Source organism: Amorphus suaedae (assembly GCF_053629675.1).
Map to the genome: position 1 here is coordinate 289522 of NZ_JBRJIT010000001.1, position 26959 is coordinate 316480.

26 protein-coding genes are annotated in these 26959 nt (G+C 69.2%); 17 read left to right on the top strand and 9 right to left on the bottom strand.

From position 1 onward, the window contains the following. Positions 1 to 46 precede the first annotated feature (46 nt). The 7 genes from AB7M35_RS01300 (at position 47) to AB7M35_RS01330 (ending at position 11214) form a co-directional block, all read left to right on the top strand. Positions 47 to 3763: an autotransporter domain-containing protein gene (locus AB7M35_RS01300; protein ID WP_453956591.1), complete on the top strand. Its 3717-nt coding sequence runs from the start codon at positions 47 to 49 to the stop codon at positions 3761 to 3763. Between the two features lie 411 nt (positions 3764 to 4174). Next, the gene (locus AB7M35_RS01305; protein ID WP_453956593.1) at positions 4175 to 5776 is read left to right on the top strand and encodes an ABC transporter substrate-binding protein; all 1602 of its coding nucleotides are present in this window, start codon (positions 4175 to 4177) and stop codon (positions 5774 to 5776) included. A gap of 212 nt (positions 5777 to 5988) precedes the next feature. Next, positions 5989 to 6996 carry an ABC transporter permease subunit gene (locus AB7M35_RS01310; RefSeq protein WP_453956595.1) on the top strand — a complete coding sequence of 336 codons (1008 nt, stop codon included), beginning with the start codon at positions 5989 to 5991 and terminating at the stop codon, positions 6994 to 6996. Positions 6997 to 7000: 4 nt separating this feature from the next. Then, positions 7001 to 7921, top strand: a complete 921-nt coding sequence (locus AB7M35_RS01315) for an ABC transporter permease subunit (protein ID WP_453956597.1) — start codon at positions 7001 to 7003, stop codon at positions 7919 to 7921. A 2-nt stretch (positions 7922 to 7923) separates the two neighbouring features. Then, positions 7924 to 8898, top strand: a complete 975-nt coding sequence (locus tag AB7M35_RS01320) for an ABC transporter ATP-binding protein (RefSeq protein ID WP_453956599.1) — start codon at positions 7924 to 7926, stop codon at positions 8896 to 8898. After that, positions 8895 to 9923 (top strand): dipeptide ABC transporter ATP-binding protein, encoded by a 1029-nt coding sequence (locus tag AB7M35_RS01325; RefSeq protein WP_453956600.1) that lies wholly within the window; start codon positions 8895 to 8897, stop codon positions 9921 to 9923. The genes AB7M35_RS01320 and AB7M35_RS01325 overlap by 4 nt, the downstream gene beginning before the upstream one ends. Before the next feature lie 76 nt (positions 9924 to 9999). Next, the gene (locus AB7M35_RS01330) at positions 10000 to 11214 is read left to right on the top strand and encodes an adenylate/guanylate cyclase domain-containing protein (RefSeq protein WP_453956601.1); all 1215 of its coding nucleotides are present in this window, start codon (positions 10000 to 10002) and stop codon (positions 11212 to 11214) included. A gap of 18 nt (positions 11215 to 11232) precedes the next feature. Here the strand turns inward: AB7M35_RS01330 and AB7M35_RS01335 are convergent, their stop codons facing one another. The 5 genes from AB7M35_RS01335 to AB7M35_RS01355 all read right to left on the bottom strand — a co-directional run bounded on the left by AB7M35_RS01335 (position 11233) and on the right by AB7M35_RS01355 (position 14832). Beyond that, positions 11233 to 11880 (bottom strand): hypothetical protein, encoded by a 648-nt coding sequence (locus AB7M35_RS01335; protein ID WP_453956602.1) that lies wholly within the window; start codon positions 11878 to 11880, stop codon positions 11233 to 11235. A 147-nt stretch (positions 11881 to 12027) separates the two neighbouring features. Continuing rightward, positions 12028 to 12540 carry a xanthine phosphoribosyltransferase gene (gpt, locus tag AB7M35_RS01340; RefSeq protein ID WP_453956603.1) on the bottom strand — a complete coding sequence of 171 codons (513 nt, stop codon included), beginning with the start codon at positions 12538 to 12540 and terminating at the stop codon, positions 12028 to 12030. Between the two features lie 14 nt (positions 12541 to 12554). Then, on the bottom strand, positions 12555 to 13319 hold the full coding sequence (locus AB7M35_RS01345; protein ID WP_453956604.1) for a competence/damage-inducible protein A: 765 nt from the start codon (positions 13317 to 13319) through the stop codon (positions 12555 to 12557). A gap of 66 nt (positions 13320 to 13385) precedes the next feature. Next, the gene (locus tag AB7M35_RS01350; protein WP_453956606.1) at positions 13386 to 14570 is read right to left on the bottom strand and encodes an FAD-dependent monooxygenase; all 1185 of its coding nucleotides are present in this window, start codon (positions 14568 to 14570) and stop codon (positions 13386 to 13388) included. A 16-nt stretch (positions 14571 to 14586) separates the two neighbouring features. Next, complete coding sequence (locus AB7M35_RS01355; protein WP_453956608.1) at positions 14587 to 14832, bottom strand: zinc-finger domain-containing protein; 246 nt, start codon at positions 14830 to 14832, stop codon at positions 14587 to 14589. Positions 14833 to 15070: 238 nt separating this feature from the next. Here AB7M35_RS01355 and AB7M35_RS01360 point away from each other — a divergent pair, with 238 nt between their 5' ends. The 4 genes from AB7M35_RS01360 (at position 15071) to AB7M35_RS01375 (ending at position 17701) form a co-directional block, all read left to right on the top strand. Then, positions 15071 to 15847 carry an alpha/beta fold hydrolase gene (locus AB7M35_RS01360; RefSeq protein WP_453956609.1) on the top strand — a complete coding sequence of 259 codons (777 nt, stop codon included), beginning with the start codon at positions 15071 to 15073 and terminating at the stop codon, positions 15845 to 15847. Positions 15848 to 16026: 179 nt separating this feature from the next. Next, complete coding sequence (cysE, locus tag AB7M35_RS01365; protein WP_453956611.1) at positions 16027 to 16875, top strand: serine O-acetyltransferase; 849 nt, start codon at positions 16027 to 16029, stop codon at positions 16873 to 16875. A gap of 79 nt (positions 16876 to 16954) precedes the next feature. Further along, entirely contained in the window at positions 16955 to 17167 is a 213-nt protein-coding gene (locus tag AB7M35_RS01370) for a DUF3126 family protein (RefSeq protein ID WP_453956613.1), read from the top strand. A gap of 6 nt (positions 17168 to 17173) precedes the next feature. Continuing rightward, positions 17174 to 17701, top strand: a complete 528-nt coding sequence (locus tag AB7M35_RS01375; RefSeq protein WP_453956615.1) for a gamma carbonic anhydrase family protein — start codon at positions 17174 to 17176, stop codon at positions 17699 to 17701. A 130-nt stretch (positions 17702 to 17831) separates the two neighbouring features. Here AB7M35_RS01375 and AB7M35_RS01380 read toward each other — a convergent pair whose 3' ends face one another. After that, a complete protein-coding gene (locus AB7M35_RS01380) occupies positions 17832 to 18485 on the bottom strand; it encodes a transglutaminase-like cysteine peptidase (protein WP_453956617.1) in 654 nt (217 codons plus the stop codon). Positions 18486 to 18987: 502 nt separating this feature from the next. On the opposite strand from AB7M35_RS01380, the gene AB7M35_RS01385 reads away from it, so the two are divergent. Beyond that, on the top strand, positions 18988 to 19779 hold the full coding sequence (locus AB7M35_RS01385; RefSeq protein WP_453956618.1) for a rhomboid family intramembrane serine protease: 792 nt from the start codon (positions 18988 to 18990) through the stop codon (positions 19777 to 19779). 253 nt (positions 19780 to 20032) lie between these two features. Then, positions 20033 to 20464: a CBS domain-containing protein gene (locus tag AB7M35_RS01390; RefSeq protein WP_453956620.1), complete on the top strand. Its 432-nt coding sequence runs from the start codon at positions 20033 to 20035 to the stop codon at positions 20462 to 20464. Positions 20465 to 20628: 164 nt separating this feature from the next. Here AB7M35_RS01390 and AB7M35_RS01395 read toward each other — a convergent pair whose 3' ends face one another. The 3 genes from AB7M35_RS01395 to folE all read right to left on the bottom strand — a co-directional run bounded on the left by AB7M35_RS01395 (position 20629) and on the right by folE (position 22782). Beyond that, positions 20629 to 21645: a patatin-like phospholipase family protein gene (locus AB7M35_RS01395; protein ID WP_453956622.1), complete on the bottom strand. Its 1017-nt coding sequence runs from the start codon at positions 21643 to 21645 to the stop codon at positions 20629 to 20631. Positions 21646 to 21748: 103 nt separating this feature from the next. Then, positions 21749 to 22171, bottom strand: a complete 423-nt coding sequence (gene hisI, locus AB7M35_RS01400) for a phosphoribosyl-AMP cyclohydrolase (RefSeq protein WP_453956624.1) — start codon at positions 22169 to 22171, stop codon at positions 21749 to 21751. 2 nt (positions 22172 to 22173) lie between these two features. Then, positions 22174 to 22782, bottom strand: a complete 609-nt coding sequence (gene folE, locus AB7M35_RS01405; protein ID WP_453956626.1) for a GTP cyclohydrolase I FolE — start codon at positions 22780 to 22782, stop codon at positions 22174 to 22176. A gap of 197 nt (positions 22783 to 22979) precedes the next feature. Between folE and AB7M35_RS01410 the strand changes: the two genes are divergently transcribed. The 4 genes from AB7M35_RS01410 (at position 22980) to AB7M35_RS01425 (ending at position 26912) form a co-directional block, all read left to right on the top strand. Next, on the top strand, positions 22980 to 23429 hold the full coding sequence (locus AB7M35_RS01410; RefSeq protein WP_453956628.1) for an iron-sulfur cluster assembly scaffold protein: 450 nt from the start codon (positions 22980 to 22982) through the stop codon (positions 23427 to 23429). Between the two features lie 11 nt (positions 23430 to 23440). Next, on the top strand, positions 23441 to 23860 hold the full coding sequence (gene yidD / locus AB7M35_RS01415) for a membrane protein insertion efficiency factor YidD (protein WP_453956630.1): 420 nt from the start codon (positions 23441 to 23443) through the stop codon (positions 23858 to 23860). Between the two features lie 183 nt (positions 23861 to 24043). Further along, the gene (gene thrS, locus AB7M35_RS01420; protein WP_453956632.1) at positions 24044 to 26038 is read left to right on the top strand and encodes a threonine--tRNA ligase; all 1995 of its coding nucleotides are present in this window, start codon (positions 24044 to 24046) and stop codon (positions 26036 to 26038) included. Between the two features lie 118 nt (positions 26039 to 26156). Continuing rightward, complete coding sequence (locus AB7M35_RS01425) at positions 26157 to 26912, top strand: GNAT family N-acetyltransferase (protein ID WP_453956634.1); 756 nt, start codon at positions 26157 to 26159, stop codon at positions 26910 to 26912. Positions 26913 to 26959: the final 47 nt, after the last annotated feature.

Consider the following 26959-nt stretch of genomic DNA (forward strand, 5'->3'; position numbering starts at 1 on the left):
AGTTTTCGCAGTCCGAGGGTTTGGCGCACGATAAGGGGGAACAAGAATGGTGATATCCGAGCCTGCTTCCCTCCTCGGCACACGCGTTCGCCTCGCCCGGCCGGTGATCGCCGCGGCGCTCGTGCTGGGATTTGGGGCCGTTGGATCAGGCGGGGAAGCACGGGCAAACGGGTGTCCGCCAAATCCGATCGAGACCGAGGGTGTCACGTTCGACAGCTCCTGCACTTTTCCGCTGCTCATTGATTTCGTGATCGGGTCGTCCGCGACGGGTTCGCTGACCATCGAAGCCGGCGGAACCATCTCCAGCTATTCGGGAACTCTGGGCGGGAACGTGGGCTCGGCGGGCACGGTAACCGTCACCGGGTCGGCATCGAGTTGGACGACAAGCACAGGCATCACCATCGGTAGCAGTGGTAGCGGCACGCTGCGCATTGAGGCGGGCGGCACGGTTTCAAACTCAAGGATCTTTCTGGGCGCAGGCGAGGGAGCGGTCGGCATTGCGACCGTGACCGGCTCGGGATCGAGCTGGACGAGCAGCGACCAAATGTACGTCGGCTTCGCGGGAACGGGCACCTTGACGATTGCTGACGCGGGCAGCGTGGTGATCGGCAGCGGGTCCGGAACGGCGACGCTGGGCTTCCAGACCGACGGCATCGGAACCCTGACCATCGGTGCCGGTTCCGGCGATCCGGCTGCGGCACCCGGCACGCTTTCGGCGGCGACGCTGGAATTCGGATCGGGCGCCGGCACGCTGGTCTTCAACCACACCGGCACGGCCTACACCTTCGCTCCGCAGATCACGGGCGGATCGGGCGTTTCGGCCACAATCAATCATCTGGCTGGGACGACGGCGCTGACGGGCAGCAGCTCGACCTTTGCCGGCGCGACGACGGTGTCGGGCGGCACGCTGCTGGTGAACAACGTGCTGGGCAGTGGAGCGTCGACGCTCACCGTCGCTTCCGGCGCGACGCTCGGCGGCACCGGCACGGTGGGGGGTGCGGTGACGGTGCAGAGCGGCGGCACGCTGTCGCCGGGGGCGAGCCCGGGCACGCTGACGATCGGCGGTGCGCTGACCCTCTCCGCCGGGTCCACGTCGGTGTTCGAACTGAACACGCCGAACGTCTCCGGCGGGGCCACCAATGACTTCGTTTCCGTCGGCGGCAACCTGATACTCGGCGGCACGCTGCAGGCGTCCGTCGGTTCGGCTGGCTACTACAACCTCTTCGGCTATGGCGGCACGCTGTCGGGCGCCTTCGACGCCACCTCGGTGACCGGGGCCGCGGGCGCGACATCGACCGTCGATACGGCACGGGCCGGTGAGGTGAACCTGCAGGTCGCTGATCCGAACCAGTCCCTCCAGTTCTGGGACGGGGCGAACACGTCACCGAACGGGACGGTCGACGGCGGTTCGGGCACCTGGGATGGGACGACCACCAACTGGACCACCAGCAGCGGGTCGGTGAACTTCGCGTGGTCGAAGTCGGTCGGGGTGTTCTCCGGCACGGCGGGCACGGTGACGGTCTCGGGCACCCAGGCGTTCGACACGCTCCAGTTCAAGACCAGCGGCTATCAGCTCACCGGGGGCACGCTGGCGCTGTCGCCGGCGAGCGGAACCGCCGGCACGCTCAACGTCGACGGCGGCGTGACGGCGACGATCGGCTCGACGATCGCCGACGGCACCGGGACGACGCTCGCCAAGTCCGGGTCCGGGACGCTGACGCTGACGGGGTCGAACACCTACACGGGCGGGACGCAGGTGTCCGCCGGCCGGCTCGTCGGCAACACCGGGTCGATCAAGGGCAATATCGCCAACGCCGGCACGGTGGAGTTCGCGCAGGTCTCGGCCGGCACGTTCGCCGGCACCATCGGCGGGCTTTCCGGCACCAACGGCCAGATGGTGAAGTCCGGGGCAGGGACGCTGACGCTGACGGGGGCGAGTTCGCTGCCGTGGTCGATCCTCGCCGGCTCGGTGGTGTCGACGACGGCGCTGTTCACCGGCGACGTGATGGTGGCGGGCGGCACCAACCTCACCTTCGACCAGGCCTTCGACGGAAATTATGGCGGTGCGGTGACCGGCACCGGCGACGTGCTCTACACCGGCGGCGGGCAGGTTTCGCTGACCGGCAACACCTCCGGCTACGCGGGCGAGACGACGGTGTCGAACTTCACGCTGACGCTCGGCGGCAACACCCTCGGCGGCACGCTCTTGCTCGGCTCCGGGGGGCGGCTGGCCGGCAACGGCACGGTGGGGGCGACGACGGTGCAGTCGGGCGGCACCATCGCGCCGGGCAACTCCATCGGCACGGTGACTGTCGCCGGCGACCTGACCTTCCTGGCCGGCTCGACCTACGAGGTGGAGACCCAGCCGGGCGGCACGGCGGCCGACCTGATCCACGCCACCGGCACGGCGACGCTCGCCGGCCGGGTGCTGCACATCGGCTTCGACGGGAATTACGCCCCGACCTCCACCTACACGATCCTGACGGCGGACGGCGGCATCGCCGGCACCTTCGACGGCGTGTCGTCGACGCTCGCCTTCCTCGACCCGACGCTGCTTTACGGGGCGAACGCCGTGACGCTGCAGCTCGTGCGCAACGACACCGACTTCGCGGAACTGGCCCAGACGGCCAACCAGCGGGCGGCGGCGAATGGCATCGAGAGCCTGGGGATGGGCAACGCCGTCTACGACGCGGTGGTGGCGCTCGACGACGCGGCCGCGCCGGCGGCGTTCGATGCGCTGTCGGGCGAGATCCACGCCAGCCTGAAGACGGGGCTGGTGGAGGACTCGCGGATCGTCCGCGAGGCGGTGCTCTCGCGCATCCAGCAGGCGTTCTCGTCGCTGGGCGGCCGCGGCGCGGAGGGCATCGCCTACGCCGGCAACGGCGCGCTGGCGGCGCCCGCGCCGGCCCTCGCGGCCCCCGCCTTCGCCGCCTGGGGCGAGGCGTTCGGCTCCTGGGGCTCGTCGGACGGCACGTCCAACGCGGCGAAGCTCGACCGCGACACGGCGGGCTTCCTGGTCGGCGGCGACGCGGGCGTCGGCGGCACCGGCCGGCTCGGCTTCGTGGCGGGCTATCAGTCGTCGAGCTACGACGCCGACGGGCGGTCGTCGTCGGCCGATGCCGACACCTACCAGCTCGGCCTCTACGGCGGCACCGCCTGGCGCGGCCTGAACCTCCGCGCCGGCGCCACCTACGCGTGGTCGGACGTGGACACGTCGCGCATCGCGTCGTTCCCCGGCTTCTCGCAGTCGCTCACCGGCTCCACCAACGCCGGCACGGCGCAGGTGTTCGGCGAGGCGGGCTACGAGGTGACGACCGGCGCGCTGGCGATCGAGCCGTTCGCGGGCCTCGCCTACGTCTCGGTGTCGACCGACGGCTACACGGAGAGCGGCGGCGCGGCGGCGCTCACCGTCGACAGCGACACCACCGAGGTGACCTACACGACGCTGGGCCTCCGCGCCGGCGCCGACCTGCCGCTCGGCTTCGTGCGGGCGCGGGCGACGGGGCTTCTCGGCTGGCGCCACGCCTTCGGCTCGCTCGATCCGACGGCCACCAACGCCTTTGCCGGCGGCACGGCGTTCACCGAGGCCGGCGTGCCGATCGCCGAGGACGTGGCGGTGATCGGCGCGGGGCTGGAGTTCGACCTCGGACCGGTCAAGTCGATGGGCATCGCGTCGACCACGCTGGGCGTCTCCTACGACGGCCAGTTCGGCGCCGACGCCCAGGACAACGCCGCGACGGGCAGGCTGACGCTCCGGTTCTGACGGTACGGGCAGGGCGGTCGGGAGCACCCGAGCGCCGTCGGCCCTGCCTGATTACCTGTCCAGGCGCGGAATCGCCGGGTCATGACGGACCGCGCCTTGCCACAGGGCCTGTGCACCTTTCGCCCGGCAGATTGCCCGCGCCCAGAAACCTGTGGAGCGTTCGAGTGTGCACCGCACACGCTCCAGGGAGATGCCCCGCGCCCCTGCTTTCTCAGGGACTGCGCAGGTGCGCGGGCGTTCGCGCCCCTCCTGTACGGTGTAGTTGAACGCCCGTCTCCTAAGCCGTTGCCACGACAGCGTGACCGGCCGGCCGGTCGAAAGTCCGTCGGGCGGATTGCTTTGCGGGCGTTTTCGGATTTTGCTGTCCGGCAGGGCGCGGCAACGACCCGCGTCAACCAGAGGGAGAATTAGATGAAGCTCCAACATGGAATGAAGGCGGCCGTGCTGGCTGCCGGCCTCGCGGCGTTCGCCGGCGGGGCGCAGGCGAAAACGTTCGTCTACTGCTCGGAAGGCTCGCCGGAAGGCTTCGACCCGGCGCTCTACACCTCCGGCACCACCTTCGATGCGTCGTCGCGCGCCGTCTTCAACAAGCTTGTCGAGTTCGAGCGCGGCACGACCAAGACCGGCCCCGGCGCCGCCGAGAGCTGGGACGTCTCCGACGACGGGCTGGAGTACACCTTCCACCTGCGGCCGGGCATGAAGTTCCATACCACCGACTACTTCACCCCGACCCGCGACATGAACGCCGACGACGTGATCTTCTCGTTCGAGCGCCAGCTCGACCCGGAGAACCCGTACCACCAGTACGTGGAAGGCGCGTCCTGGGAGTACTTCAACGGCATGTCGATGCCGGACCTGATCAAGTCGATCGAGAAGGTCGACGACATGACGGTCAAGTTCGTGCTCAACCGGCCTGAAGCCCCGATGATCGCCAACCTGGCGATGGACTTCGCCTCGATCCAGTCGAAGGAATACGCCGATCAGCTCGCCAAGGACGGCAACGTCCAGCAGCTGAACCAGAAGCCGGTCGGCACCGGCCCGTTCCAGTTCGTGGCCTACCAGCCCGACGCGGTCATCCGCTACAAGGCCAACCCAGACTACTGGGCCGGCAAGGCGGCGATCGACGACCTCGTCTTCGCCATCACCACCGACCAGGCGGTGCGCCTGCAGAAGCTGAAGGCCGGCGAGTGCCACCTCGATCCGTATCCGAACCCGGCGGATCTCCAGGAGGTCGAGGCGACGGATGGCCTCAAGCTGATGAGCCAGGAAGGCCTCAACGTCGGCTACCTCGCCTACAACACCAAGGTCGCGCCGTTCGACAATCCGAAGGTCCGCAAGGCCCTCAACATGGCCTACAACAAGCAGGCCATCCTCGACGCGGTGTTCCAGGGCTCCGGCAAGGTCGCCGTGGCGCCGATCCCGCCGACCATGTGGTCGTACAACACCGACCTCAAGGACGATCCCTACGATCCGGAAGCCGCCAAGAAGATGCTCGAGGAAGCCGGCGTCACGGATCTCTCCATGAAGATCTGGGCGATGCCGGTGCAGCGTCCCTACAACCCCAACGCCCGCCGCATGGCGGAGCTGATGCAGGCGGACCTCGCCAAGATCGGCGTCAACGCGGAGATCGTCTCCTACGAGTGGGGTGAGTATCTGGAGCGCTCCAAGGCGGAGGACCGCGACGGTGCGGTGCTGCTCGGCTGGACGGGCGACAACGGCGACCCGGACAACTTCCTCGCCGTGCTGCTCGGCTGCGACGCGGTCGGCGGCTCCAACCGCGCCCAGTGGTGCCACGAGCCGTTCAACGACCTGATCCAGAAGGCCAAGGTCGTCTCCGACCAGGACGAGCGCACCAAGCTCTACGAGGAGGCGCAGGTCGTCTTCAAGGAGCAGGCGCCGTGGGCCACCATCGCCCACTCGGTCGTGAACCAGGCGATGTCCGACAAGGTCCAGGACTACAAGATCGACCCGTTCGGCGGCCACATCTTCTACGGCGTCGACATCTCCGAATGAGCCGGCTCCGATCGGGCCCGTCGGCCTGATCGGTCCGAACGGCTCCTGCCGCATGGGGCCGCTGCTCCCCGCCCGGACCGGTCAGGTCCGGGCGGGGAGGGCTCCCGCGGCTGCACCGAAACGGCCAGGGGCGGCCCCGCCGCCCCGCATGCGTCCGCCGCGCGGGAGGAGACGGCCCGTCTCCTGTCCGCGGCGCGATCGTCAGAGGGACCATGTTCCGCTTCTTCCTGAATCGTTTCGGCGTGCTGATCCCCACCTTCATCGGGGTGTCGATCGTCACGTTCGCCTTCATCCGGGTGCTGCCCGGCGATCCGATCCTGCTTCTGGCCGGCGAGCGAAGCGTCGATCCGGCGCGCTACGCGCAGCTGGAACACCTGCTCGGCTTCGACCGGCCGCTGATCGTCCAGTACTGGGACTATCTCTGGGGCATCCTCAACGGCGACTTCGGAACGTCGCTGGTGACCAAGCGGCCCGTTCTGGACGAGTTCATGGTGCGCTTCCCGGCGACCCTCGAGCTGTCGATCTGCGCCATGCTGTTCGCGGTGGTGCTCGGCATCCCGGCCGGCGTCATCGCCGCGGTCCGGCGCGGCTCCGTCTACGACCAGTCGATCATGACCACGGCGCTGGTCGGCTATTCGATGCCGATCTTTTGGTGGGGCCTGCTGCTGATCATCCTGTTCTCGGTGACGCTGGGCTGGACGCCGGTCTCCGGCCGCATCTCGCTCATGTACTATTTCCCGCAGGTCACCGGCTTCATGCTCATCGACTCGCTGCTCTCCGGGCAGAAGGGGGCGTTCGGCTCGGCCGTCAGCCACCTGATCCTGCCGACGATCGTGCTAGGCACGATCCCGCTCGCCGTCATCGCCCGCCAGACCCGGTCGGCCATGCTGGAGGTGCTGGGCGAGGACTACGTGCGGACCGCGCGCGCCAAGGGGCTGTCGAGCGGCCGCATCATCGGCCTGCACGCGCTGCGCAACGCCCTGATCCCGGTCGTCACGGTGATCGGCCTGCAGGTCGGCGTGATGATGGCCGGCGCGATCCTCACCGAAACGATCTTCTCCTGGCCGGGGATCGGCAAGTGGATGGTCGATTCCGTCTTCAAGCGCGACTATCCCGTGGTGCAGGGCGGTCTCCTGCTGATCGCCGCCATCGTGATGATCGTCAACCTCATCGTCGATGTGCTCTACGGCTACATCAATCCGCGTATCCGGCAGGGGTGAAGCGATGACCGACAACGTGTCCGCCGACCCCGCCGAGACCGCCAAGGCCCCGCTTTCGCCGCGCCTCGCGATGTTGCGGGAGTTCTGGTTCTACTTCTCCGAAAACCGGGGCGCCGTCGCCGGCCTCGTCGTCTTCGTGGCGCTGATCCTGGTGGCCGTCTTCGCGCCGCTGCTGGCCCCCTATCAGCCGGACGTCCAGTTCCGCGATGCGCTCCTCGTGCCGCCCGTCTGGGCCGAGAACGGGCGCGCCGCGTACCTGCTGGGCACCGACGCCGTCGGCCGCGATCTCCTGTCGCGGCTGATCTACGGCTCGCGCTACTCGCTGTTCATCGGCGTCGTGGTGGTCACGCTGGCGCTGTTCACCGGCATCCTGATGGGGCTGCTGGCCGGCTTCTTCCGTGGCTGGATCGACACCGTGATCATGCGGGTGATGGACGTCATCCTGGCGTTCCCGTCGCTGCTGCTGGCCCTCGTGCTGGTGGCGATCCTCGGTCCGGGCCTCCTGAACGCGATGATCGCCATCGCCCTGGTGCTGCAGCCCCACTTCGTCCGGCTGACGCGGGCGGCGGTGCTGTCGGAACGGAACAAGGAATACGTGATCTCCGCCCGGGTCGCCGGCGCGGGCAACATCCGCCTGATGCTGAAGACGATCCTGCCGAACTGCCTGGCGCCGCTGATCGTCCAGGCGACGCTGTCCTTCTCCACCGCCATCCTCGACGCGGCCGCCCTCGGCTTCCTCGGCATGGGCGCCCAGCCGCCGACGCCGGAGTGGGGCACCATGCTCGCCGACAGCCGCGAGTTCATCACCCGCGCCCCGTGGCTCGTCACCTTCCCGGGCGTGGCCATCCTCATCACCGTGCTGGCGATCAATCTCGTCGGCGACGGGCTGCGCGACACCCTCGACCCCAAGCTGAAGCGGAGCTGAGGATGCCTCTTCTCGACATCCGCGGCCTTTCGGTCACCTTCGCCACCGCCTCCGGCCCGTTCAGGGCGGTCGACGACGTCGACATCGCCGTCGACCTCGGCGAGGTGCTGTCCATCGTCGGCGAATCCGGATCCGGCAAGTCGGTGGCCATGCTCGCCGTGATGGGGCTGCTGCCCCCGAGCGCCACCGTCACCGCCGACCACATGGAGTTCGACGGCGTCGACCTGCAGACGCTCTCGACGAAGCGCCGGCGCCAGCTCATCGGCCGCGACGTGGCGATGATCTTCCAGGAGCCGATGTCCAGCCTCAACCCGTGCTTCACGGTGGGCTACCAGATCGGCGAGGCGCTGAAGACCCATCTCGGCATGGGCCGGGCGGAACGGAAGCAGCGCACCATCGAGCTTCTGTCGCTGGTCGGCATTCCGGAGCCGGAGAAGCGCCTGTCCGCGTTCCCGCACCAGCTGTCGGGCGGCATGAGCCAGCGCGTGATGATCGCGATGGCGATCTCCTGCCGACCGAAGCTCCTGATCGCCGACGAGCCCACCACCGCGCTCGACGTGACCATCCAGGCGCAGATCCTCGATCTCCTGGTCGATCTCCAGAAGGAGACCGAGATGGCGCTGGTGCTGATCACCCACGACATGGGCGTGGTGGCGGAAACCGCGCGGCGGGTCGTCGTGCAGTACGCCGGCAAGCAGGTCGAACGGCAGGACGTGATCGGGCTGTTCGACACGCCGCATCATCCCTACACGGCGGCGCTGCTCGACGCGCTCCCCGACCGCGCCACCGGGGACCGGCTGCCGGCTATCCCGGGCGTCGTGCCGGGGCAGGGCGACCGCCCGACCGGCTGCCTGTTCAATCCGCGCTGCAAGTTCGCCGACGACCGGTGCCGCACCGTCGAGCCGCCGCGCCAGCCCCCAAGCCTCGGCGAGGCGCTCTGTCACTATCCCCGGCACGCAGGCGAGGCCGCGGCATGAGCGACATCATCGAAGCGACCGACGTCACGCGTTTCTACGAGATCGGACGGGGCCTGTTCGGCGGAACGGCGGTCGTCCGCGCGGTGGCCGGCGCGACCTTCTCCGTGAAGGCCGGCACCACGCTCGCGGTGGTGGGCGAATCGGGGTCCGGCAAGTCGACGCTCGCCCGCCTGATCACCATGATCGAACCGCCGACAACCGGGCGGCTGGTGATCGACGGTCACGTCATCGGCGAGGAGGCCCCGACGACGCGGCGGGAGCGGGCGACGCTGCGCAGCACCGTCCAGATCGTGTTCCAGAACCCCTACGGCTCGCTCAACCCGCGCCAGAAGATCGGCACGATCCTGGAGGAGCCGCTGATCATCAACACGCAGCTCTCGGCCGCCGAACGCCGGGAGAAGGCGCAGGCGATGCTGCAGCGGGTCGGTCTGCGGCCGGAACACTACACGCGCTACCCGCACATGTTTTCCGGTGGCCAGCGCCAGCGCATCGCCATCGCGCGCGCCCTCATGCTCGACCCGAAGATCCTGGTCCTCGACGAGCCGGTGTCGGCGCTCGACGTGTCGATCCAGGCGCAGGTGCTGAACCTGCTTGCCGACCTGCAGGATGAGTTCGGGCTCACCTACCTGTTCATCAGCCACGACCTTTCGGTGGTCCGCTTCGTGGCCGACGACGTGCTGGTGCTCTATCTCGGCCGGCCGGTGGAGATCACCACGTCGGAAGCGATCTTCGAGCGGCCGCTGCATCCCTATTCGCGCGCGCTGCTCTCCGCGACGCCGGTTGCCGATCCCCGCCGCAAGCGACAGAACATCAAGTTGACGGGAGAGATCCCGTCGCCCATCAATCCGCCGTCCGGCTGCGCCTTCCATCCGCGCTGCCCCTATGCCCGCGACGTCTGCGTGGCCGAAGACCCGCCGCTCTACGCGTACGAGGGGGCCCAGGTCGCGTGTCACGGCGTGGTCCAGGGCTGGGTGGATGTGGAAGCCGACTGGGGCACGCGCACGGAACCCGCGACCGCGCCCTGAGGCGCGGCCTGGCGGCGTTCCCGTTTCCGTCGCTCCGGTCGGGACGACGGCAGTTGGCTTTGTTCCAGGGGTACAGATGAATCCGACGGCATTTGCCGAACTCACCGAATGGCTGATGCGCGCCGGTCTCGACGGCATCAGCGAGCCGGACCTCCTGGAGGGCTTCTGCCAGCGCGCGGTGAACGCCGGGTTTCCGCTGTCGGAGGTCAACGTCATCATCGACACGCTGCACCCGGTCTACGAGGGCAGGGTGTTCCGCTGGCGGCGCGACGACCCGGAGGTTCCGGCGATCATCGAGTACGGCCGCAGCGGGCCGGGCGGCGAGGAGGACGAGCGGTGGACCCAGAGCCCCTTCTACCATCTGGTCCAGACGGGTGAGATGCACCTCCGCCGCCGGCTGTCGCCGGACGGGGAGGCCGAGTTTCCGGTCCTGGGGGAACTCGCCGCGCGCGGACTGACCGATTACGTCGCCCTGATCCACCGGTTCGCCGCCGACGGCATCATCGGGGAGATGGACTGCATCTATTCGTCCTGGCTCACTGATGGGGCGGACGGCTTCTCCGACGACGCGCTGTCGGGCATGCAGGTGCTGATCCTGCCGCTCGCGGTGGCTATGAAATCCGCCTCGCTCGCCCGCATCACGCGCACGCTGGTGGAGACCTATCTCGGGCGCAACACCGGCGGACGCGTGCTGGCCGGCAACATCGCCCGCGGCGTCACCGAGAAGATCAAGGCCGTGCTCTGGTTCAGCGACCTGCGCGGCTTTACCCGGATCACCGAGACCGCCGAACCCACCGCCGTCATCCCGTTCCTCAACTCCTATTCCGACGCGGTGATCTCCTCGATCCACGAGGCCGGCGGCGAGGTCCTGAAGCTCATCGGCGACGGGACGCTGGCGATCTTCGACGCCGCCGATCCGGCGCGCGGCTGCGCCATGGCGCTGGCGGCGGAGAAGGCGCTGCGCGCCAGGCTTCCCGCCCTGGCCGCCGAGCACGAGGCGTCCGGCCTGCCGGTCACCAGCCCCTACATCGGGCTGCACATCGGTGAGGTATTCTACGGCAACGTCGGCAGCCGGGACCGTCTCGACTTCACCGTCGTCGGTCCCGCCGTCAACGAGGCGAGCCGGGTCGCGGTGATGTGCCGGTCGGCAGAGCGGGATCTTCTGATGTCGGAGGCGTTCTGCGCGGCGGCGTCGGAGGAGGACCGGCGGCGCTTCGTGTCGGTCGGCCGCTACGCGCTGCGCGGCGTCGAGCGCCCGCAGGAGCTCTTCACCGTCGATCCGGAACTCTGACGCACGGCGCCGCGGGCGTCAGAACGCCGGCTGCGCGACCCGGGAGAGGAAGGTCGAGCCAAGCCACGCAACGGGCTCGATGCCGCGCGGCTCGGTCTTCTTCAGGAGACGGTTGGCGGCGATCGCCTCCCAGGACCGGGCGAAGGCGCGGTAGCTGCGCAAGGCCGGCGCAAGGTCCACGTGATGGAATGTGAGGGGAGCGCTCCGGCCCAGCACCCGCTCGTCGGCGTCGACGACCTCCAGAACGGCGCCTTCCAGCAGTTTGCCGACGAAGCGGTTGCGCGCGGCCATCAGCGCGGCGGAGCGGAAGGTTCCGCTGTCGATCCGCTCGAGCCCGCGCGCGAAGTCGGCGCGAAGGCTGCCGCTCGCGAAATCGAGTTCCAGCACCACCGAGGCGTGCCGGTCGTCCGAATGGCAGTGCAGGGACAGCTGCCCGGCACGGCTGGAGACGGTGAGCACGTTGAGGGCTTCGAAGGGGCGTTCGTTGATGCCGCGCAGCCGCACCGACAGCGGTCCGAGCCGGTCGGCCAGCGTTTCCGCGATCAGCGCGTCGACCAGCGGTTCGTGCGCGTCCTCGCCGAGCGCGGCGATCTGGGCGGGCTCGAGCGCCTGCTGGAAGCCGGAGAGGCCGAGAAAGTCGTCCGAGACGGCTTCGAGAATGGGCATTGGTCCTCACGCGTCGCGACTGTCTGCTCCGGATTCGGGATCCGGAGCATCGGGCCAAGAATGGCATGTGGCGTTTGCCGGGCGCAATTCCAGTCCGGCTGTCCCGAGCCGCCCGGGAGGCCCGTCCCGATCCGGCCGGAAAACGCCCTATTTCTTGCCGGCGATCGGCGCCTGGAAGCTGAGGCCCAGGTCCCACGGGAAATAGATCCAGGTGTCCTGCGAGACTTCCGTGATGAACGTGTCGACCAGCGGACGGCCCTTCGGCTTGGCGTAGACGGTCGCGAAATGCGCCTTCGGCAGGAAGGCGCGGACCACCTGCGCCGTCGCGCCGGTATCCACCAGGTCGTCGACGATCAGGATGTGCTCGCCCTGGTCGCCGCCGACCTCGGTGAGGGCAGGGCTCACGCCCTTCAGGACCGTCATCTCTCCCTGATGCTTGAACTCGTGGTAGGAGGCGACGCAGACGGTGTCGATCAGGCGGATGCCCAGCTCGCGCGCGACGATCGCCGCCGGTACCAGCCCGCCGCGGGTGATGCAGGCGATGCCCCTGAAGTCGCCCTGGCCGGCCAGCCGCCAGGCGAGCGCCCGGGCGTCCCGGTGAAACTGGTCCCAGGACACGGGAAACGCCTTGTCCGGCAACGCGGTCGGCTCGTTCGCCATGTCCGGGGTCCTTGTCAGCTGGCGGTCTGGAGGGTGGCGATCGCCGCCTCGACGGCGGCGCGCGCCGCGGCGACCCGCTCGGGGTCGCGGCTGCGCACGACCACCTGGGTGCGGTACTGCTTGCCGTCGAAGTGGGGATAGGAGCCGATGGAGACGTCGGCGAAGGCGCGCGCGATCTCCGACAGCGGCTCGGCGATGCGGCCCTCCGGCATCAGCGCCTCGACCGTCTCGCTCAGGATCCGCGGTCCCGTGCGCAGCCGCGGACCGGTGCGCTCCAGCATGCCCTGCATGATCCTCGGCACGCCGGCCATCACGAACACGTTGCCGATCTGGAAGCCGGGGGCGCCGGAGACGGGGTTCTCGATCAGCTCGGCGCCGTGGGGAATGCGCGCCATCCGCAGCCGGGCCGGCGTCAGCTCCATGTCGGGGTAGCGCTGGCGCATCACGTCCACCGCCCGCGGGTCGATCTCGATCCCGACGCCGAACGCCGTGGCGATCGCGTCGGCGGTGATGTCGTCGTGGGTGGGGCCGATGCCGCCGGTGGTGAACACGTAGGTATAGCGGGCGCGGAGCGTGTCCACCGCCTCGACGATCATCGACGTCACGTCCGGCACGATCCGGACTTCGCGCGCCTCGATGCCGATCTCGGTGAGATATTCGGTGATGAAGCCGACGTTGGTGTCCTTGGTCCGCCCCGAGAGGATCTCGTCACCGATGACGACGATGCCGGCCGTCACCGACCAGGTTGAGGAGGCTTCGGGGAGGTCGGCGTCGGTCATGGGCGGATGTCGCTGTCAGGCTGGAGGAAATTCGGTCTGCTCGTCTACCCCGGGGCGGGGCGGACCTCAAGACGGCAGGGTCGGGGGACGCCAGCCGTAGATGCGGTCCATGCGCTCCAGCAGCCGCCGCGGCCCCAGCGCCGCCAGGGTCATGTCGCGGCCGATCGAGACAGGATAGGGCAGATGGTAGACGCGGGCGAGCCGCTGGGCCTCCCGCCAGATCCGGACGACGCGGGGCCTGCGGCTGCGCTCGTAGGCGGCCAGCGCCACCTGGGTGGCGCCGTGGAAGCCCACGTTGGCGGCAAGCTCGGTCGCATCCTCGATCGCCATGGCGCCGCCCTGGGCCAGGAACGGCAGCATGGAATGGGCGGCGTCGCCCACCAGCGCGATGCGGCCGCGGGTCCATTCGGTGCTCGGGTCCACCGAGAAGAGCGGCCAGCGGGTCCACGCCGGCACCGAGCGGAGCTGGCCGCTCAGGGCGGGATCCAGGCTGGCCAGCGGCGCCTCCGGCAGGGCCATCTCGTCGGTCAGCCGCCAGCTTGCCTCGTCGCAGGCCTGGTCGGCCATCACCACGACGAGGTTGGAGAGCCGGCCGCCGGCGACCGGGTAGCGGACCACGTGCACGTCGGGGGCGAGCCAAAGGTCGGTTACCGGCGGCATGGCCGCGTCGGCCGGTGTCCGGTCGACCACGGCCCGCCAGGCGGTCTGTCCGGTCTTCCAGGCCTTCACGCCGTTGACGACGGCGCGCAGCGCGGACCAGACGCCGTCGGCGGCGACGAGCAGGCAGGCTTGGCGCTGGCCGGACGCGAGCTCGAGGGTCACGCTGCTCGACCGCTCCCAGGCCTTCAGGATCGTCTCGCCCAGGTGCAGCCGGATGGACGGCGACGCGATGGCGGCGTCCAGCAGCACCCGCTGCAGGTCGGCGCGGTGGATGACGCGGTAGGGAAACCCGTAGCGCTCAAGGGCGGCGTCGCCGAGGGGAACGCGCGCGATCGGCCGCCCGTTGCGGCCCGACCACATCTGCACGGCCTCGGGTCGCACGGCGCGCGCGTCGAGGGCCTCGTCCAGGCCGAGCATCGACAGCGGCCCGGCGACGTTGGGCGACAGCTGGATGCCCGCGCCCACCTCGCTCAGTCGTGCAGTCCGCTCGTACAGGTCGACGCCGTGGCCGAGCCGCGCCAGCTGAAGCGCGCATGTCAGTCCGGCAATGCCCGCTCCCGCGACGGCGATCCTGCCTGCGTCCTCATTCATCAATCCTCAGGTGCGTTCAGGCCGCCTCGTCCTTGAACTCGCATTCCGACGGCTTGGCGTCGTGGGGTGCGAGTCCGGCATCGAGGATATAATGGGTCGAGCAATAGGGGCAGACGATCTCGCCCTCATCGCCCATGTCGAGGAAGACGTGGGGATGGTCGAAGGGCGGCCGAGCCCCCACGCACATGAATTCCTTCGCGCCGATGTTGATCCGGTCGATGCCCGGATCGTTCTGGAAATGGGGAATGACATGGTCCGACATGGCCGGCGCTCCGCAAATCTCGTCGGTGATCTCGCGCGGACGTTAGCGCGCGCGTGCCCCGATGCAAAGCGGCGGGGCCGTGTGTTCCATGCTCTGTCATGGTCGGAAGCCGGGGTCCAGACCATTTCCCCGCGCATCAGGCATGTCGGGGCCGCGGCCGGTCCGCGGCGGCCGGGTGTTTCCAGCCGGGCTGAAAAGGATCTAAGGTCCGCGGCGTCCCCGGAAAAAGACCCAGCGAGTGACCGTGGCCTCTCCGTATCCGACCCAGACCTTCTCGTCCGACGGCATCTCCATCGCCTATTTCGATGTGGGCGAGGGCGACCCGATTCTCCTGATCCACGGCTTCGCGTCGTCGAAGAGCATGAACTGGGTGACCCCCGGCTGGGTCGACACGCTGCTCAAGGACGGCCGCCGCGTCATCGCCCTCGACAACCGCGGCCACGGCGAGAGCGAGAAGCTCTACGACAGCGCCGCCTATCCGGCCAACGTGATGGCGGGCGATGCGGCCCGGCTGATCGACCACCTCGGCCTCGAGCGCGTCGACGTCATGGGCTACTCCATGGGCGCGCGGATCTCGGCGTTCCTGTCGCTCGCCCACCCGGAGAAGGTGCGCAGCGTCGTCTTCGGCGGTCTCGGCATCGGCATGATCCGCGGCGTCGGCGGCCAGGATATCATTGTCTCGGCCCTCGAGGCGCCGTCGCTCGCCGAGGTCACCACGCCCCTCGGCCGCAAGTTTCGCCAGTTCGCCCAGCAGACCGGAAGCGACCTGAAGGCGCTCGCCGCCTGCATGAGCGCCTCCAACAACAAGATCTCGGCCGACGACATCGGCGGGCTGAAGCCGCCGGCGCTCATCGCCGTGGGCACCACCGACGACATCGCGGGCTCCGCGGAGGAACTCGCCGCGCTGATCCCGGGATCGAAGGTCTGCGCCATTCCCGACCGCGACCACATGCTCGCCGTCGGCGACAAGGTCTACAAGGACGGCGTCCTGGCGTTCCTCGCCGAGCGTCCCTGACGGGGCCGGGTGCGATGCCGGCGGTCTCGGCCGTCCGGCGCGCCGCGTTTGACCTTGGCCGCCAATTCGGCAATGTCCCCGCATCGGGGGGCGCGGTTCGGGGCGTGGCTTTGCCTCGGACCTCCGAAGCACTATCTTGAGTGTTCGGATCGCGACCCACCAGGAAAGGACACGCGGCCATGGCTTCCATTTCCGAGCGCGACAGCTCCGGGCGCGACAACGTCGCGCCGCTGGCCAGTCACGATCCTGTCTGGGAACGGATTCGCGAGGATGCCCTGCGCATCGCCCAGAACGAGCCGGCGCTTGCCGGCTTCATGCACGCCACCATTCTCGACCAGCCGAGCCTGGAAGACGTCATCAGCCAGCGCATCGCCGATCGCCTCGGGGATGCGGCGGTCGGCCCGACCCATATCCGGCACGCTTTCAACCAGGCTTTCGCCGCGCGTCCGGACCTTGCCGACATCCTGCGGGTCGACATCGTCTCGGTCTACGAGCGCGATCCGGCCTGCCACCGGCTGATCGACCCGGTGCTCTTCTTCAAGGGCTTCCAGGCGATCCAGACCCACCGGCTCGCCAACTGGCTGTGGCACGAGGGACGGCGCGACTTCGCCTACTACGTCCAGAGCCGTGCCTCGGCGGAGTTCCAGGTCGATATCCATCCGGCCGTGCCGATGGGGCGGGGCATCTTCATCGATCACGCCACCGGCGTCGTCGTCGGCGAGACGGTCGTCATCGAGGACGAGGTCTCCATCCTGCAGGGCGTCACGCTTGGCGGCACCGGCAAGGAAGACGGCGATCGGCACCCGAAGATTCGCAAGGGCGTGCTGATCGGGGCCCATGCGGCGATCCTTGGCAACATCGAGGTCGGCCGCTGCGCCCGCGTCGCCGCCGGTTCGGTGGTGCTGAAGGCGGTTCCGCCGAACTCCACGGTTGCGGGTGTGCCCGCTCGTGTGGTTGGAACGGCGGGGTGTGCCGAGCCGGCGCGGTCGATGGACCAGATTCTGGCCGATTTCGACACGCGCGTCTGAGCGCATTCAGTCTTTCATGTGGGGCGGCATCGCTGCCGTCGTGCGACCCATCACCCTCGTACCCTGACCGGAGGATTTCTTGGACAAGGCGGAAATCGCTAAACTTCAGAACTACATGCAGCGGAAATTCAGCAATCCGACGCTGACGCTGCGTGCGCGGCCAAAGAAGTCCGATTCCGCCGAGGTCTATCTCGGCGACGAGTTCATCGGCGTGCTGTTCCGTGACGACGAGGACGAGGACCTGTCCTGGAACTTCACCATGGCGATCCTCGAACTCGACCTGGAGGAGTAGGCACCCATGTCGTTGTACGCGCTGGACGGGGTCGGCCCCGATCTTCCCGGCGACGGGGCGTTCTGGGTCGCGCCGACGGCGGTGCTGATCGGCAAGGTGCGGCTGCACGTCGATGCCAGCGTCTGGTGGGGCGCCGTCCTGCGCGGCGACAACGAGTGGATCGAGATCGGCGAACGCTCCAACGTTCAGGACGGCTCGGTCTTCCACACCGATCTCGACGCGCCGCTCACCATCGGGAAGGACTGCACCGTCGGCCACAAGGCGATCCTGCACGGCTGCACCATCGGCGACAATTCCCTGATCGGGATGGGCGCCACCGTGCTCAATCATGCCCGGATCGGCCGCAACTGCATCATCGGGGCGAATGCCCTGATCGCCGAGGGCAAGGAGATCCCCGACAACTCGCTGGTGGTCGGCATGCCGGGCAAGGTGGTGCGGACCCTCGACGAGGCGTCGGCCGAAGCGCTCACCGCCAGCGCCGCCCACTACGTGGCCAACTGGAAGCGCTACGCGGCGGGCCTCCAGCCGCTTTGATGCGTCCGCACGCGATGGCTCAGCGGTCCCGGGCGCGCGGCGCCCGGATCGCGGCTGGCGCGGTTTGAAGATATCGACTCAAGGGATTGAATTCTAAGCCGTTCCCGGGACGCTCGAACGCGCGGGGGCGTCAGTCCCGGGCGTGGGGGACCGCGTCGGCGGGCGGGCGCAGCGAACCGACGGCCTGCGTGGCACGCGGATCCAGCACCCGGACCCAGGCCCGCGGATTGCGGATGCGCTGCCGCTTCACGTAGGTGTACGGCCGGTTGTTCCAGGGCAGGATCACGTCGGTCCGGTTGTCGAGGATCAGGTCGCCGCGATCGGTGCCGACGGTCAGCACGGCATGGCCTTCGCCGTTCTCGTCGCGGACGACGGTGATCAGCAGCACGCTGGAGGGCCAGCCCTTGCCGATCAGCTTGTGGCGCTTCAGGAGCACGTAGTCCTCGCAGTCGCCGGCCGTCTGCGGGAACGTCCAGAATTCCTCGCGGCCGTAGAATTCCTGGTCGGTGGTGGGGCTGACGGTCCGGTTGACGCTGCGGTTGGTTTCAACGAGCTCGACCCAGCGATCCCTGGTCAGCACCACGGCGCGGGCGGGTTCGCCGCTTTCCTGGCAGTCGACGGGGAAGCGGGTGCAGAAGTCGACGAAGCCGTCCGGGGCTTCGGTCTCGGTGGCCAGCGGCATGAACCGGTTGGCTTCGGCGAGCGACGGGGTCGGGGCGGCGAGGGCGCACGCCAGATAGGGGGCGGCGAGCCAGGTCAGCGCATTCCGTTTGATTGGCTTCATGAAGCTGGAACCCTGGACCACTGGACGCGCGGCTCGAATGCCGGTGACGGAGTTAGTCGGTCGGTCGCCGCAGTAGTTTTATGGAGGTCGCAACCGCGACAACCGACCGACTGTGGAAACAGTCTTGCCACGCCACGACTTGCCGCCCGATGAAACGGACGCCTTGCAATTGAATTGAACCGACACGAGCCGGTCCACGAATAAGTAACGATGTCAGGATGCTGCGCGCCGTGGCTCATCTTGCCGGGATGCGACCTCGGCCCTATCACCTCGGGAGCGGCGGATCGGACGCGGGCCGAGGGAGCCGCCCCGGCGGAGTTGTCATCCCCGCCATTTCCGATCAGATGGTCGGGCCAGCTTTCCTGGACATCGCTCCAGACCCCTTGTTCCATCCCGTCCCACGCAGCGGTGTTTGCCCTGACCGGGACTGGCCATCGGCGCGCCCGCGCCGCCCGTGACTGAAGGACCGGCCTTCCACCATGCTCGCAAAGCGTATCGTTTCATGAGCCTGTCCGACCGCCCGCGCGGCGAACCCATGTTCACCATCCCGTCGACGGTCGTCTGGCTGACGGCGGTGCTGGTGGTCATCCACCTGGTCCGCACGATGCTGCTCTCCTACGAGGCGGACGTCGGCGTGCTGCTGCTGTTCGCCTTCATCCCGGCGCGCTACGCTGGCGACATCCTCTCCGCCTACATGCCGACGGGGCCCGTGTCCTGGTGGGGTCTGATGAACCAGGGCGCCGCCATCTGGTCGTTCCTCACCTACGCCTTCCTGCACGGCAACGTGACCCACCTGCTGGTCAACTGCCTGTGGCTGGTGGCCTTCGGCAGCGCGCTGGCGCGGCGCTTCGGGGCGGTGCGCTTCCTGGCGTTCTCCGCCGTTGGCGCGGTTGCGGGGGCCGCCATCCACCTGGCGCTGCACTTCGGCGACATGGTGCCGGTGATCGGCGCGTCGGCGGCGATCTCGGCGCAGATGGCAGCCGCCGCGCGCTTCGTGTTCCAGAGCGGCGCGCCGCTCGGCGCCTTCCGGGTGCCCGACGACCGGGCCTACAGGGTTCCGGCGCTGACGCTCGTCCAGACGCTGCGCAGCGCCCGGCCGATGATGTTCGTCGGCGTCTGGTTCGGCATCAACCTGCTGGTCGGGCTCGGCTCGGCGTCGATCATCGGCGGCGGCGAGGTGATCGCCTGGGAGGCCCACATCGGCGGCTTCCTCGCCGGCCTGCTGCTGTTCCGCTTCTTCGATCCCGTCGGCCCGCTGCCGCTCCGCCGCGCCGACGACGGCTGGCGGGCCTGACGCCCGGTCGGGCCGCGATCCGCTCGGGCGGCGTCTGCCGGCAATCGCCGTTACGGGCCGGCCGGTGAGCCGGTTTCGCCGTTGTGATCATTTCCGTCTTGTTCGCGGTGATCTTCGTGCCATCATTCCAGGTTCTGATCGGCAGCTGCTGCCGACTCAGGCCAGCGTCGCTGCCGATCCCGAGCCCTGTCCGATCGCGGCAGGCCTCCTCGGGGCCGGCATTCGAAAAGGCGCGTCGAACAGGGAGGCGACTATGACCGTGGCATCCATTCTGGCCGACAAGGGCCATGACATCGTCACCGCGACCGAAGCCGAGACGATCGCCGACATCTGCCGGCGGCTCACCCAGCACAAGATCGGTGCGATCCTCATCACCAGCCCCGACGGCTCGATCGTCGGCATCCTGTCGGAGCGCGACATCGTGAAGGCCTGCGCCGGCCACGGCCCGGCCGCGCTGGAGCGGTCCGCCGCCGACCTGATGACGCGCTCGGTGGTCACCGTGACCCCGGACGACACCATCGCGACGGTGATGGAGCGCATGACCGCCGGCCGCTTCCGTCACATGCCCGTGCTGAAGAACGGCCGCATCGCCGGCGTCATCTCCATCGGCGACGTGGTCAAGCACCGGATCGCCCAGGCCGAGCGCGAGGCCGAGGAAATGCGCAGCTACATCGCCACGGCCTGAAGACCCCTGCAAATCCCGGGAAAAGCGCTCTTGCGGGCTTCCGTCCGGGATTTGCGGTGTTTCCGCTCACGCTGCTGCGCTTCGTGCACAGCTCCGCGGGGGCGGCCTGTCCGGCCGGCGCGCGGTCGCGCGCTGGCCTCGCAAGCGCGGCCAAAGGCTCCGGCCTATTGCAGCGTGTCGATCAGGTGGCGGATGTCGTCGAGGCCGCGCCGGGTCGCCTCGGCGCCCACCTCGATCGCCTCGTCGGCCCGGTGGAAATCGAACAGCCCGATGTCGCCCAGCCGCGGCCCGATCGCGTAGTCGGGCGGATCGCCGGCCATGCGCGAGCGGGTCAGCCGGTCCTGCATGATGTTGTAGGACTCCATCATCACGCCCATCAGGCCCGGCAGGTGGGCGTCGTCGTCGCCGAACAGCCGCATCCGCAGGCGCTCGCGCAGGGAGTGGAACAGCCCGTGCTCCTCGTCCTCGGCCGCCTTGGCGGCGGCCGCCGCCTCCGCCGCTTCTGGCAGCGCGTCGACCGGCCCCGGCGGCATCGCGTGCACCACCGTGGTGCCGCGCCCGAAGATGTCGGAGTGCAGGTTGATGGCGATCACCACCCGCGCGCCCAGCGCCCGGCAGGCCGACACCGGCACCGGGTTGACCAGCGCGCCGTCGACCAGCCAGCGGCCGCCCAGCTGAACCGGCTGGAACACGCCGGGCAGCGCGAACGACGCCCTCAGCGCCGGCACCAGCGCGCCCGAGCGCAGCCAGATCTCGTGCCCGGTGCCGAGTTCGGTGGAAACGCACAGGAACGCCCGCTCCAGCTCCTCGATCCTGATGTCGCCGAGGTCGCGCTGGAGCAGCCGCACCAGCCGCCGCCCGCCGATCAGCCCGCCGCTGCCGAACACCGGATCGATCAGCCCGACCACGTTGCGGCGGGTGAGGGAACGCGCGAACGCCTCCAGCGCGTCGAGCTTGCCGGCGATCGACGCGGCGCCGATCACCGCGCCGATCGAGGTGCCGGTGACGATGTCCGGCCGGATGCCGGCTTCCTCCAGCACGCGGATCGCGCCGATGTGGGCCCAGCCGCGCGCCGCACCGCCGCCGAGCGCCAGGCCGATGCGCGGCTTGAAGCCCTTCGACCAGACCGGTTCGTTGCCGGCAGCCACGGTGCGGTCGGGGATGGGGGCGGGAAGGGTCATGAGGCGGCGGTCACACGTGGCGGGTTCGGGCGGGACGAGTGACCCTGACGGCGCCCGGCCGCAAGCGCAACCCTGCGCGGGAGCGCCGGCGGGCCACGCCCGCTCAGTCTTCGACGAAGTCCAGCGCGCCGCCGCCGCCTTCGCCCAGCGGCACGCGGCGATAGAAGCACGAGGTGCGGCCGGTGTGGCAGCTGGAGCCGTCGCCGGCGACGCGCACCCGGATCCACACGGCGTCCTGGTCGCAGTCCACCCGCATCTCCGCGACGCTCTGCACCGAGCCGGAGGTGTCGCCCTTGCGCCAGAGGCTTCCGCGCGAGCGGCTCCAGTAGTGGGCGATGCCGGTCTCGATGGTCTTTTCCAGCGCCTCGGCGTTCATGTGGGCGACCATCAGCGGCAGGCCGGTGTCGGCGTCGGTGACGACGCAGGTCACCAGCCCGCTGGCGTCGAATTTCGGCCTCAGCTCGCCGGCCTCGTCCTGAGCGGCCTTGGCGAGCGGCGGCTGGAACGGCGTGGCCGTACCCGACATGCTCAGCCCCGCACCAGCTGGAGGAACCGCGCCTGTTCGGCGGCATCGTCGCGCAGCAGCCCGGAGAACCGGGTGGTGATGGTGAGCGCGCCCGCCTTGGCGACGCCGCGCATCGACATGCACAGGTGCTCCGCCTCGATCATCACGGCGACGCCGCGCGTCTCCAGCGCCGCGTCCATGGCGGCGACGATCTGCGCGGTCATCGTCTCCTGGGTCTGCAGGCGGCGGGCGTAGATGTCCACCAGCCGGGCGATCTTGGACAGCCCGACGACGCCGTTCGCCGGATAGTAGGCGACGTGCACCTTGCCGAAGAAGGGCAGCATGTGGTGCTCGCAGTGGGAGTGGAAGGCGATGTCCTTGACCAGCACCAGGTCGTCGTAGCCTGCGACGTCCTCGAACACCCGGTCGAGGACCAGCGCCGGATCGGCGTCGTAGCCGGAAAACAGCTCGGCGTACGCCTTGGCGACCCGCGCGGGGGTCTCCAGCAGGCCTTCGCGCGACGGATCGTCGCCGGCCCAGGCGATCAGCGTCTTCACGGCGGCCTCCGCCTCGGCGCGCGAGGGACGGCTGGCGTCCTCGGTGCGGGCGGGCGTGTCGGCTATGGCATCCATCTCGAGACCTTCTCGCATGCGTCGGCGCCGGAGCCTGCCCGGGGGCAGGGCCGGACCGCCAGAGGTAGACCGGCGGCGCCCGGAGCGCGACCCCCTTCATTGGAGAATCCGCCCAAGGGGCCATATAAGGGAAAACGCGCGCTTCGCCATGCTCCCCCGCGACATGGCACGCCCCCGCTGCACTCATGGACACCGCCATGCTCGACGACCTCTACAACGCCAGGATCCTCGACTTCGCCGGCAACATCCCGCGCCTCGGCCGTCTCGATCATCCCGACGCCACCGCCACCGCCCATTCCCGCCTGTGCGGATCGACCGTCACCGTCGACCTCAAGCTGAAGGACGGCGTGGTCAGCGACTTCGCCCACGACGTGAAGGCCTGCGCGCTGGGCCAGGCGTCGTCGTCGATCATGGCCCGCACCGTCGTCGGCTCGACGCCGGAGGAGCTGCGCACCGTGCGCGAGACCGTCCGCAAGATGCTGAAGGAAAACGGCCCGCCGCCGGAGGGCCGCTGGGCCGACGTGCGCTACCTGGAGCCGGTGCGCGCCCACAAGGCGCGCCACGCCTCGACGCTGCTGACCTTCGATGCGGTGGTCGACGCGCTCGACCAGATCGAGGCGCGCGCCGAAGAGGCCGCGAGCGCCTGAGGGGGACGCCGATGTCCGCCGATCCGGCGCCGCCGACAGCCCAACCGGTCGCGGTGCACGACCATGCCGGCTGCGGCCACCACCATGCGTCTGCACCCGCATCGCACGGCCGTCGCCGCGGCCCTGGCGTCCTCCTCGGACGCGGCGCGATCCGCCTCTACCAGCTGACGCTGTCGCCGTTCGTGGGTCGCCATTGCCGCTATCTGCCGACGTGCTCCCAGTATGCCGACGAGGCGATCGCCCGCTACGGCTTCTGGGCGGGAGGCTGGATGACGCTCGCGCGGATGGCCCGCTGCCAGCCGTTCGGCGCCTCGGGATTCGATCCGGTTCCGGACCGCGCGGCGCATTCGGGCGGCCGCTGGTACCGGCCCTGGGCCTACGGCCGCTGGACCGGCCGCCACATCGATCCGAACACCCGCCTCGACCGCTGAGCCGATCTGCCGCAGGCTCGCGCAAGGCCGATCGTCGAGGTTGACCGGGCGGCCCTGCGGCGCCAAAAGCTCGACGTCCGACTGTCGCCGCCGCCGATCCCCGCCGGGACCGGCTGCGCGACCAACGCCTGAACCAACAAGCTTACCTGCGATCGTTGGCAGTGAGTGAGCAAGGAGAACATTATGGTCGACCTGACATTCCCCGATGGATCCGTGCGCGCGTTCGAGGACGGTACGACCGGCTTCGATGTCGCCGCCTCGATCTCCAAGTCGCTCTCCAAGAAGGCCGTGGCCGTCACGCTCGACGGCGAGCTCGCCGACCTTTCCGAGCCGATCCGGGCCAATGCGGCGATCGAGATCGTCACCCGTGACGACGACCGCGCGCTGGAGCTCATCCGGCATGACGCGGCGCACGTCATGGCCGAGGCGGTGCAGGAGCTCTATCCCGGGACCCAGGTGACCATCGGCCCGGTGATCGAGAACGGCTTCTATTACGATTTCGCGCGCAACGAGCCGTTCACGCCGGACGACCTGGAGGGCATCGAGGCGAAGATGCGCCAGATCATCGCCCGCGACGCCGCCTTCACCAAGGAAGTGTGGAGCCGCGACGAGGCGAAGCGCGTCTTCTCGGAGAAGGGCGAGGCCTACAAGGTCGAGCTCGTCGACGCGATCCCGGAAGACCAGGACGTCAAGATCTACAAACAGGGCGACTGGTTCGACCTCTGCCGCGGCCCGCACATGCCGTCGACGGGCAAGGTCGGCGAGGCCTTCAAGCTGATGAAGGTGGCCGGCGCCTACTGGCGCGGCGATTCCAACAACCCGATGCTGACGCGCATCTACGGCACCGCGTGGGCCTCCAAGCAGCAGCTCGCCGACTATCTCCACATGCTGGAGGAGGCGGAGAAGCGTGACCACCGGCGCCTCGGCCGGGAGATGGACCTGTTCCATTTCCAGGAGGAGGGGCCCGGCGTCGTGTTCTGGCACGCCAAGGGCTGGCGCATGTTCCAGTCGGTGGTCTCCTACATGCGCCGCCGCCTGGAGGGGACCTACGACGAGGTCAACGCGCCGCAGATCCTCGACAAGGCGCTCTGGGAGACCTCGGGACACTGGGGCTGGTACCAGGAGAACATGTTCGCGGTGAAGTCGGCCTACGCCTTCACCCACCCGGACGAGGAAGAGGCCGACCATCGCGTGTTCGCGATCAAGCCGATGAACTGTCCGGGCCACGTGCAGATCTTCAAGCACGGCCTGAAGAGCTACCGCGACCTGCCGATCCGCTACGCCGAGTTCGGCACCGTGCACCGCTACGAGCCCTCGGGCGGGCTGCACGGGCTGATGCGCGTGCGCGGCTTCACCCAGGACGATGCCCACGTTTTCTGCACCGAGGAGCAGCTCGCCGCCGAGTGTCTCCGGATCAACGACCTGATCCTGTCGACCTACGCCGACTTCGGCTTCGACGAGATCACGGTGAAGCTGTCGACCCGGCCGGAAAAGCGCGTCGGCTCCGACGAGAACTGGGACCACGCCGAGGAGATCATGGCGCGGGTGCTGGAGCAGATCGAGGCCCAGTCCGGCGGGCGCATCAAGACCGGCATCCTGCCGGGCGAGGGCGCCTTCTACGGTCCGAAGTTCGAGTACACGCTACGCGACGCCATCGGCCGCGAGTGGCAGTGCGGCACCACCCAGGTGGACTTCAACCTGCCGGAGCGCTTCGGGGCCTTCTACATCGACAGCAACTCGGAGAAGACCCAGCCGGTGATGATCCACCGCGCCATCTGCGGCTCGATGGAGCGCTTCCTCGGCATCCTGATCGAGAACTACTCCGGCCACATGCCGCTGTGGCTGGCACCGGTGCAGGTGGTGGTCGCCACCATCACCTCCGATGCCGATGCCTATGCCAACGAGGTCACGCGCAAGCTGAAGGCGGCCGGCCTGCAGGTGAACGCCGACCTGCGCAACGAGAAGATCAACTACAAGGTCCGCGAGCACAGCCACGCCAAGGTGCCGGTCATCATCGTGGTGGGCCAGCGCGAGGCCGAGGGCGGCACGGTCAACGTCCGCCGCCTCGGCTCGCGCGACCAGACCTCCATGAGCCTCGAGGAGGCGGTGACCAGCCTGGTGGCCGAGGCGACCCCGCCGGACCTGAAGCGGGCGCTGGCGGCTGTCGAAGCCGCCTGATCAGCAGCCGACCTGTAATCCGGGAAAGGCCGCGCCTCGCGAGGGGCGCGGCCTTTCTGCGTTCTGAGGGTCCGCAACGGCGTTGCGGCCCGACCGCGCCGCGGGATAGATCGATTGGATGATCAGTCTCACCGACATCCAGGCGCTCGAGGAGCGGGCTTTCAATGCATGGCCGTCGCGGCGGACCGTGATGGCCGACGGCTGGCTCTACCGCCTCGGCGACGGCTACACCAACCGCGCCAATTCGGTGAACGCCTGCGTGGCGCACCCGCCCTTTGCCGGGGTGCTGGAGACGGCGGAGACGCTCTATCCGGCATGCGGCCTTCAGCCGGTCTTCCGCCTCTCGCCGCTGGCGCCGCCGGAGGCCGACGCGGTGCTCCACGAGGCCGGCTATGCGTTCGCCAGCCCGACGGTGGTTCTGACGGCTCCGGTCACCGGCCATGCGGTCTGTGATCTGCCTGAGGCCTGCTCCGTGCGGGTCGTTGCGCATCCGTCCGACGACTGGATGGAGGGCTTCGCGGGTCTGGCCGGGCTTTCGGCGTCGAGCGCGTCCGCCCACGCGGCCATCGTCCGGGCGATTGCCGTGCCGGCGGGCTTCGCGACGGTGCTCCTGGACGGCCGCCCCGTCGGCTACGGGCTCGCGGTGCACGAGCGGGGCGCCGTGGGCCTGTTCGACCTGGTGATCTCCGAAGGCGCCCGGCGGCGAGGGCTCGGCCGCGCCCTCATCACGGCGCTGCTGGCCTGGGGCAGGGGCCTCGGTGCCACGAGCGCCTATCTGCAGGTCGCGGTGGCCAACGAGGGCGCGCTGCGCCTCTACGACCGCCTGGGCTTCTCCGAGGCCTATCGCTACCACTACCGGATCAAGCCGCAATAGCGCCGGCCGCAAGGGCCAGAAGCGGAGCGCATCGGCGGATGCCGTCG

What these genes read in the sequence shown, in the direction of transcription:
- AB7M35_RS01300 (WP_453956591.1), top strand. Translation starts at nt 47, where the DNA reads ATGGTGATATCCGAGCCTGCTTCCCTCCTCGGCACACGCGTTCGCCTC.
- AB7M35_RS01305 (WP_453956593.1), top strand. Translation starts at nt 4,175, where the DNA reads ATGAAGCTCCAACATGGAATGAAGGCGGCCGTGCTGGCTGCCGGCCTC.
- AB7M35_RS01310 (WP_453956595.1), top strand. Translation starts at nt 5,989, where the DNA reads ATGTTCCGCTTCTTCCTGAATCGTTTCGGCGTGCTGATCCCCACCTTC.
- AB7M35_RS01315 (WP_453956597.1), top strand. Translation starts at nt 7,001, where the DNA reads ATGACCGACAACGTGTCCGCCGACCCCGCCGAGACCGCCAAGGCCCCG.
- AB7M35_RS01320 (WP_453956599.1), top strand. Translation starts at nt 7,924, where the DNA reads ATGCCTCTTCTCGACATCCGCGGCCTTTCGGTCACCTTCGCCACCGCC.
- AB7M35_RS01325 (WP_453956600.1), top strand. Translation starts at nt 8,895, where the DNA reads ATGAGCGACATCATCGAAGCGACCGACGTCACGCGTTTCTACGAGATC.
- AB7M35_RS01330 (WP_453956601.1), top strand. Translation starts at nt 10,000, where the DNA reads ATGAATCCGACGGCATTTGCCGAACTCACCGAATGGCTGATGCGCGCC.
- AB7M35_RS01335 (WP_453956602.1), bottom strand. Translation starts at nt 11,880, where the DNA reads ATGCCCATTCTCGAAGCCGTCTCGGACGACTTTCTCGGCCTCTCCGGC.
- gpt (WP_453956603.1), bottom strand. Translation starts at nt 12,540, where the DNA reads ATGGCGAACGAGCCGACCGCGTTGCCGGACAAGGCGTTTCCCGTGTCC.
- AB7M35_RS01345 (WP_453956604.1), bottom strand. Translation starts at nt 13,319, where the DNA reads ATGACCGACGCCGACCTCCCCGAAGCCTCCTCAACCTGGTCGGTGACG.
- AB7M35_RS01350 (WP_453956606.1), bottom strand. Translation starts at nt 14,570, where the DNA reads ATGAATGAGGACGCAGGCAGGATCGCCGTCGCGGGAGCGGGCATTGCC.
- AB7M35_RS01355 (WP_453956608.1), bottom strand. Translation starts at nt 14,832, where the DNA reads ATGTCGGACCATGTCATTCCCCATTTCCAGAACGATCCGGGCATCGAC.
- cysE (WP_453956611.1), top strand. Translation starts at nt 16,027, where the DNA reads ATGGCTTCCATTTCCGAGCGCGACAGCTCCGGGCGCGACAACGTCGCG.
- AB7M35_RS01375 (WP_453956615.1), top strand. Translation starts at nt 17,174, where the DNA reads ATGTCGTTGTACGCGCTGGACGGGGTCGGCCCCGATCTTCCCGGCGAC.
- AB7M35_RS01380 (WP_453956617.1), bottom strand. Translation starts at nt 18,485, where the DNA reads ATGAAGCCAATCAAACGGAATGCGCTGACCTGGCTCGCCGCCCCCTAT.
- AB7M35_RS01385 (WP_453956618.1), top strand. Translation starts at nt 18,988, where the DNA reads ATGAGCCTGTCCGACCGCCCGCGCGGCGAACCCATGTTCACCATCCCG.
- AB7M35_RS01390 (WP_453956620.1), top strand. Translation starts at nt 20,033, where the DNA reads ATGACCGTGGCATCCATTCTGGCCGACAAGGGCCATGACATCGTCACC.
- AB7M35_RS01395 (WP_453956622.1), bottom strand. Translation starts at nt 21,645, where the DNA reads ATGACCCTTCCCGCCCCCATCCCCGACCGCACCGTGGCTGCCGGCAAC.
- hisI (WP_453956624.1), bottom strand. Translation starts at nt 22,171, where the DNA reads ATGTCGGGTACGGCCACGCCGTTCCAGCCGCCGCTCGCCAAGGCCGCT.
- folE (WP_453956626.1), bottom strand. Translation starts at nt 22,782, where the DNA reads ATGGATGCCATAGCCGACACGCCCGCCCGCACCGAGGACGCCAGCCGT.
- AB7M35_RS01410 (WP_453956628.1), top strand. Translation starts at nt 22,980, where the DNA reads ATGCTCGACGACCTCTACAACGCCAGGATCCTCGACTTCGCCGGCAAC.
- yidD (WP_453956630.1), top strand. Translation starts at nt 23,441, where the DNA reads ATGTCCGCCGATCCGGCGCCGCCGACAGCCCAACCGGTCGCGGTGCAC.
- thrS (WP_453956632.1), top strand. Translation starts at nt 24,044, where the DNA reads ATGGTCGACCTGACATTCCCCGATGGATCCGTGCGCGCGTTCGAGGAC.
- AB7M35_RS01425 (WP_453956634.1), top strand. Translation starts at nt 26,157, where the DNA reads ATGATCAGTCTCACCGACATCCAGGCGCTCGAGGAGCGGGCTTTCAAT.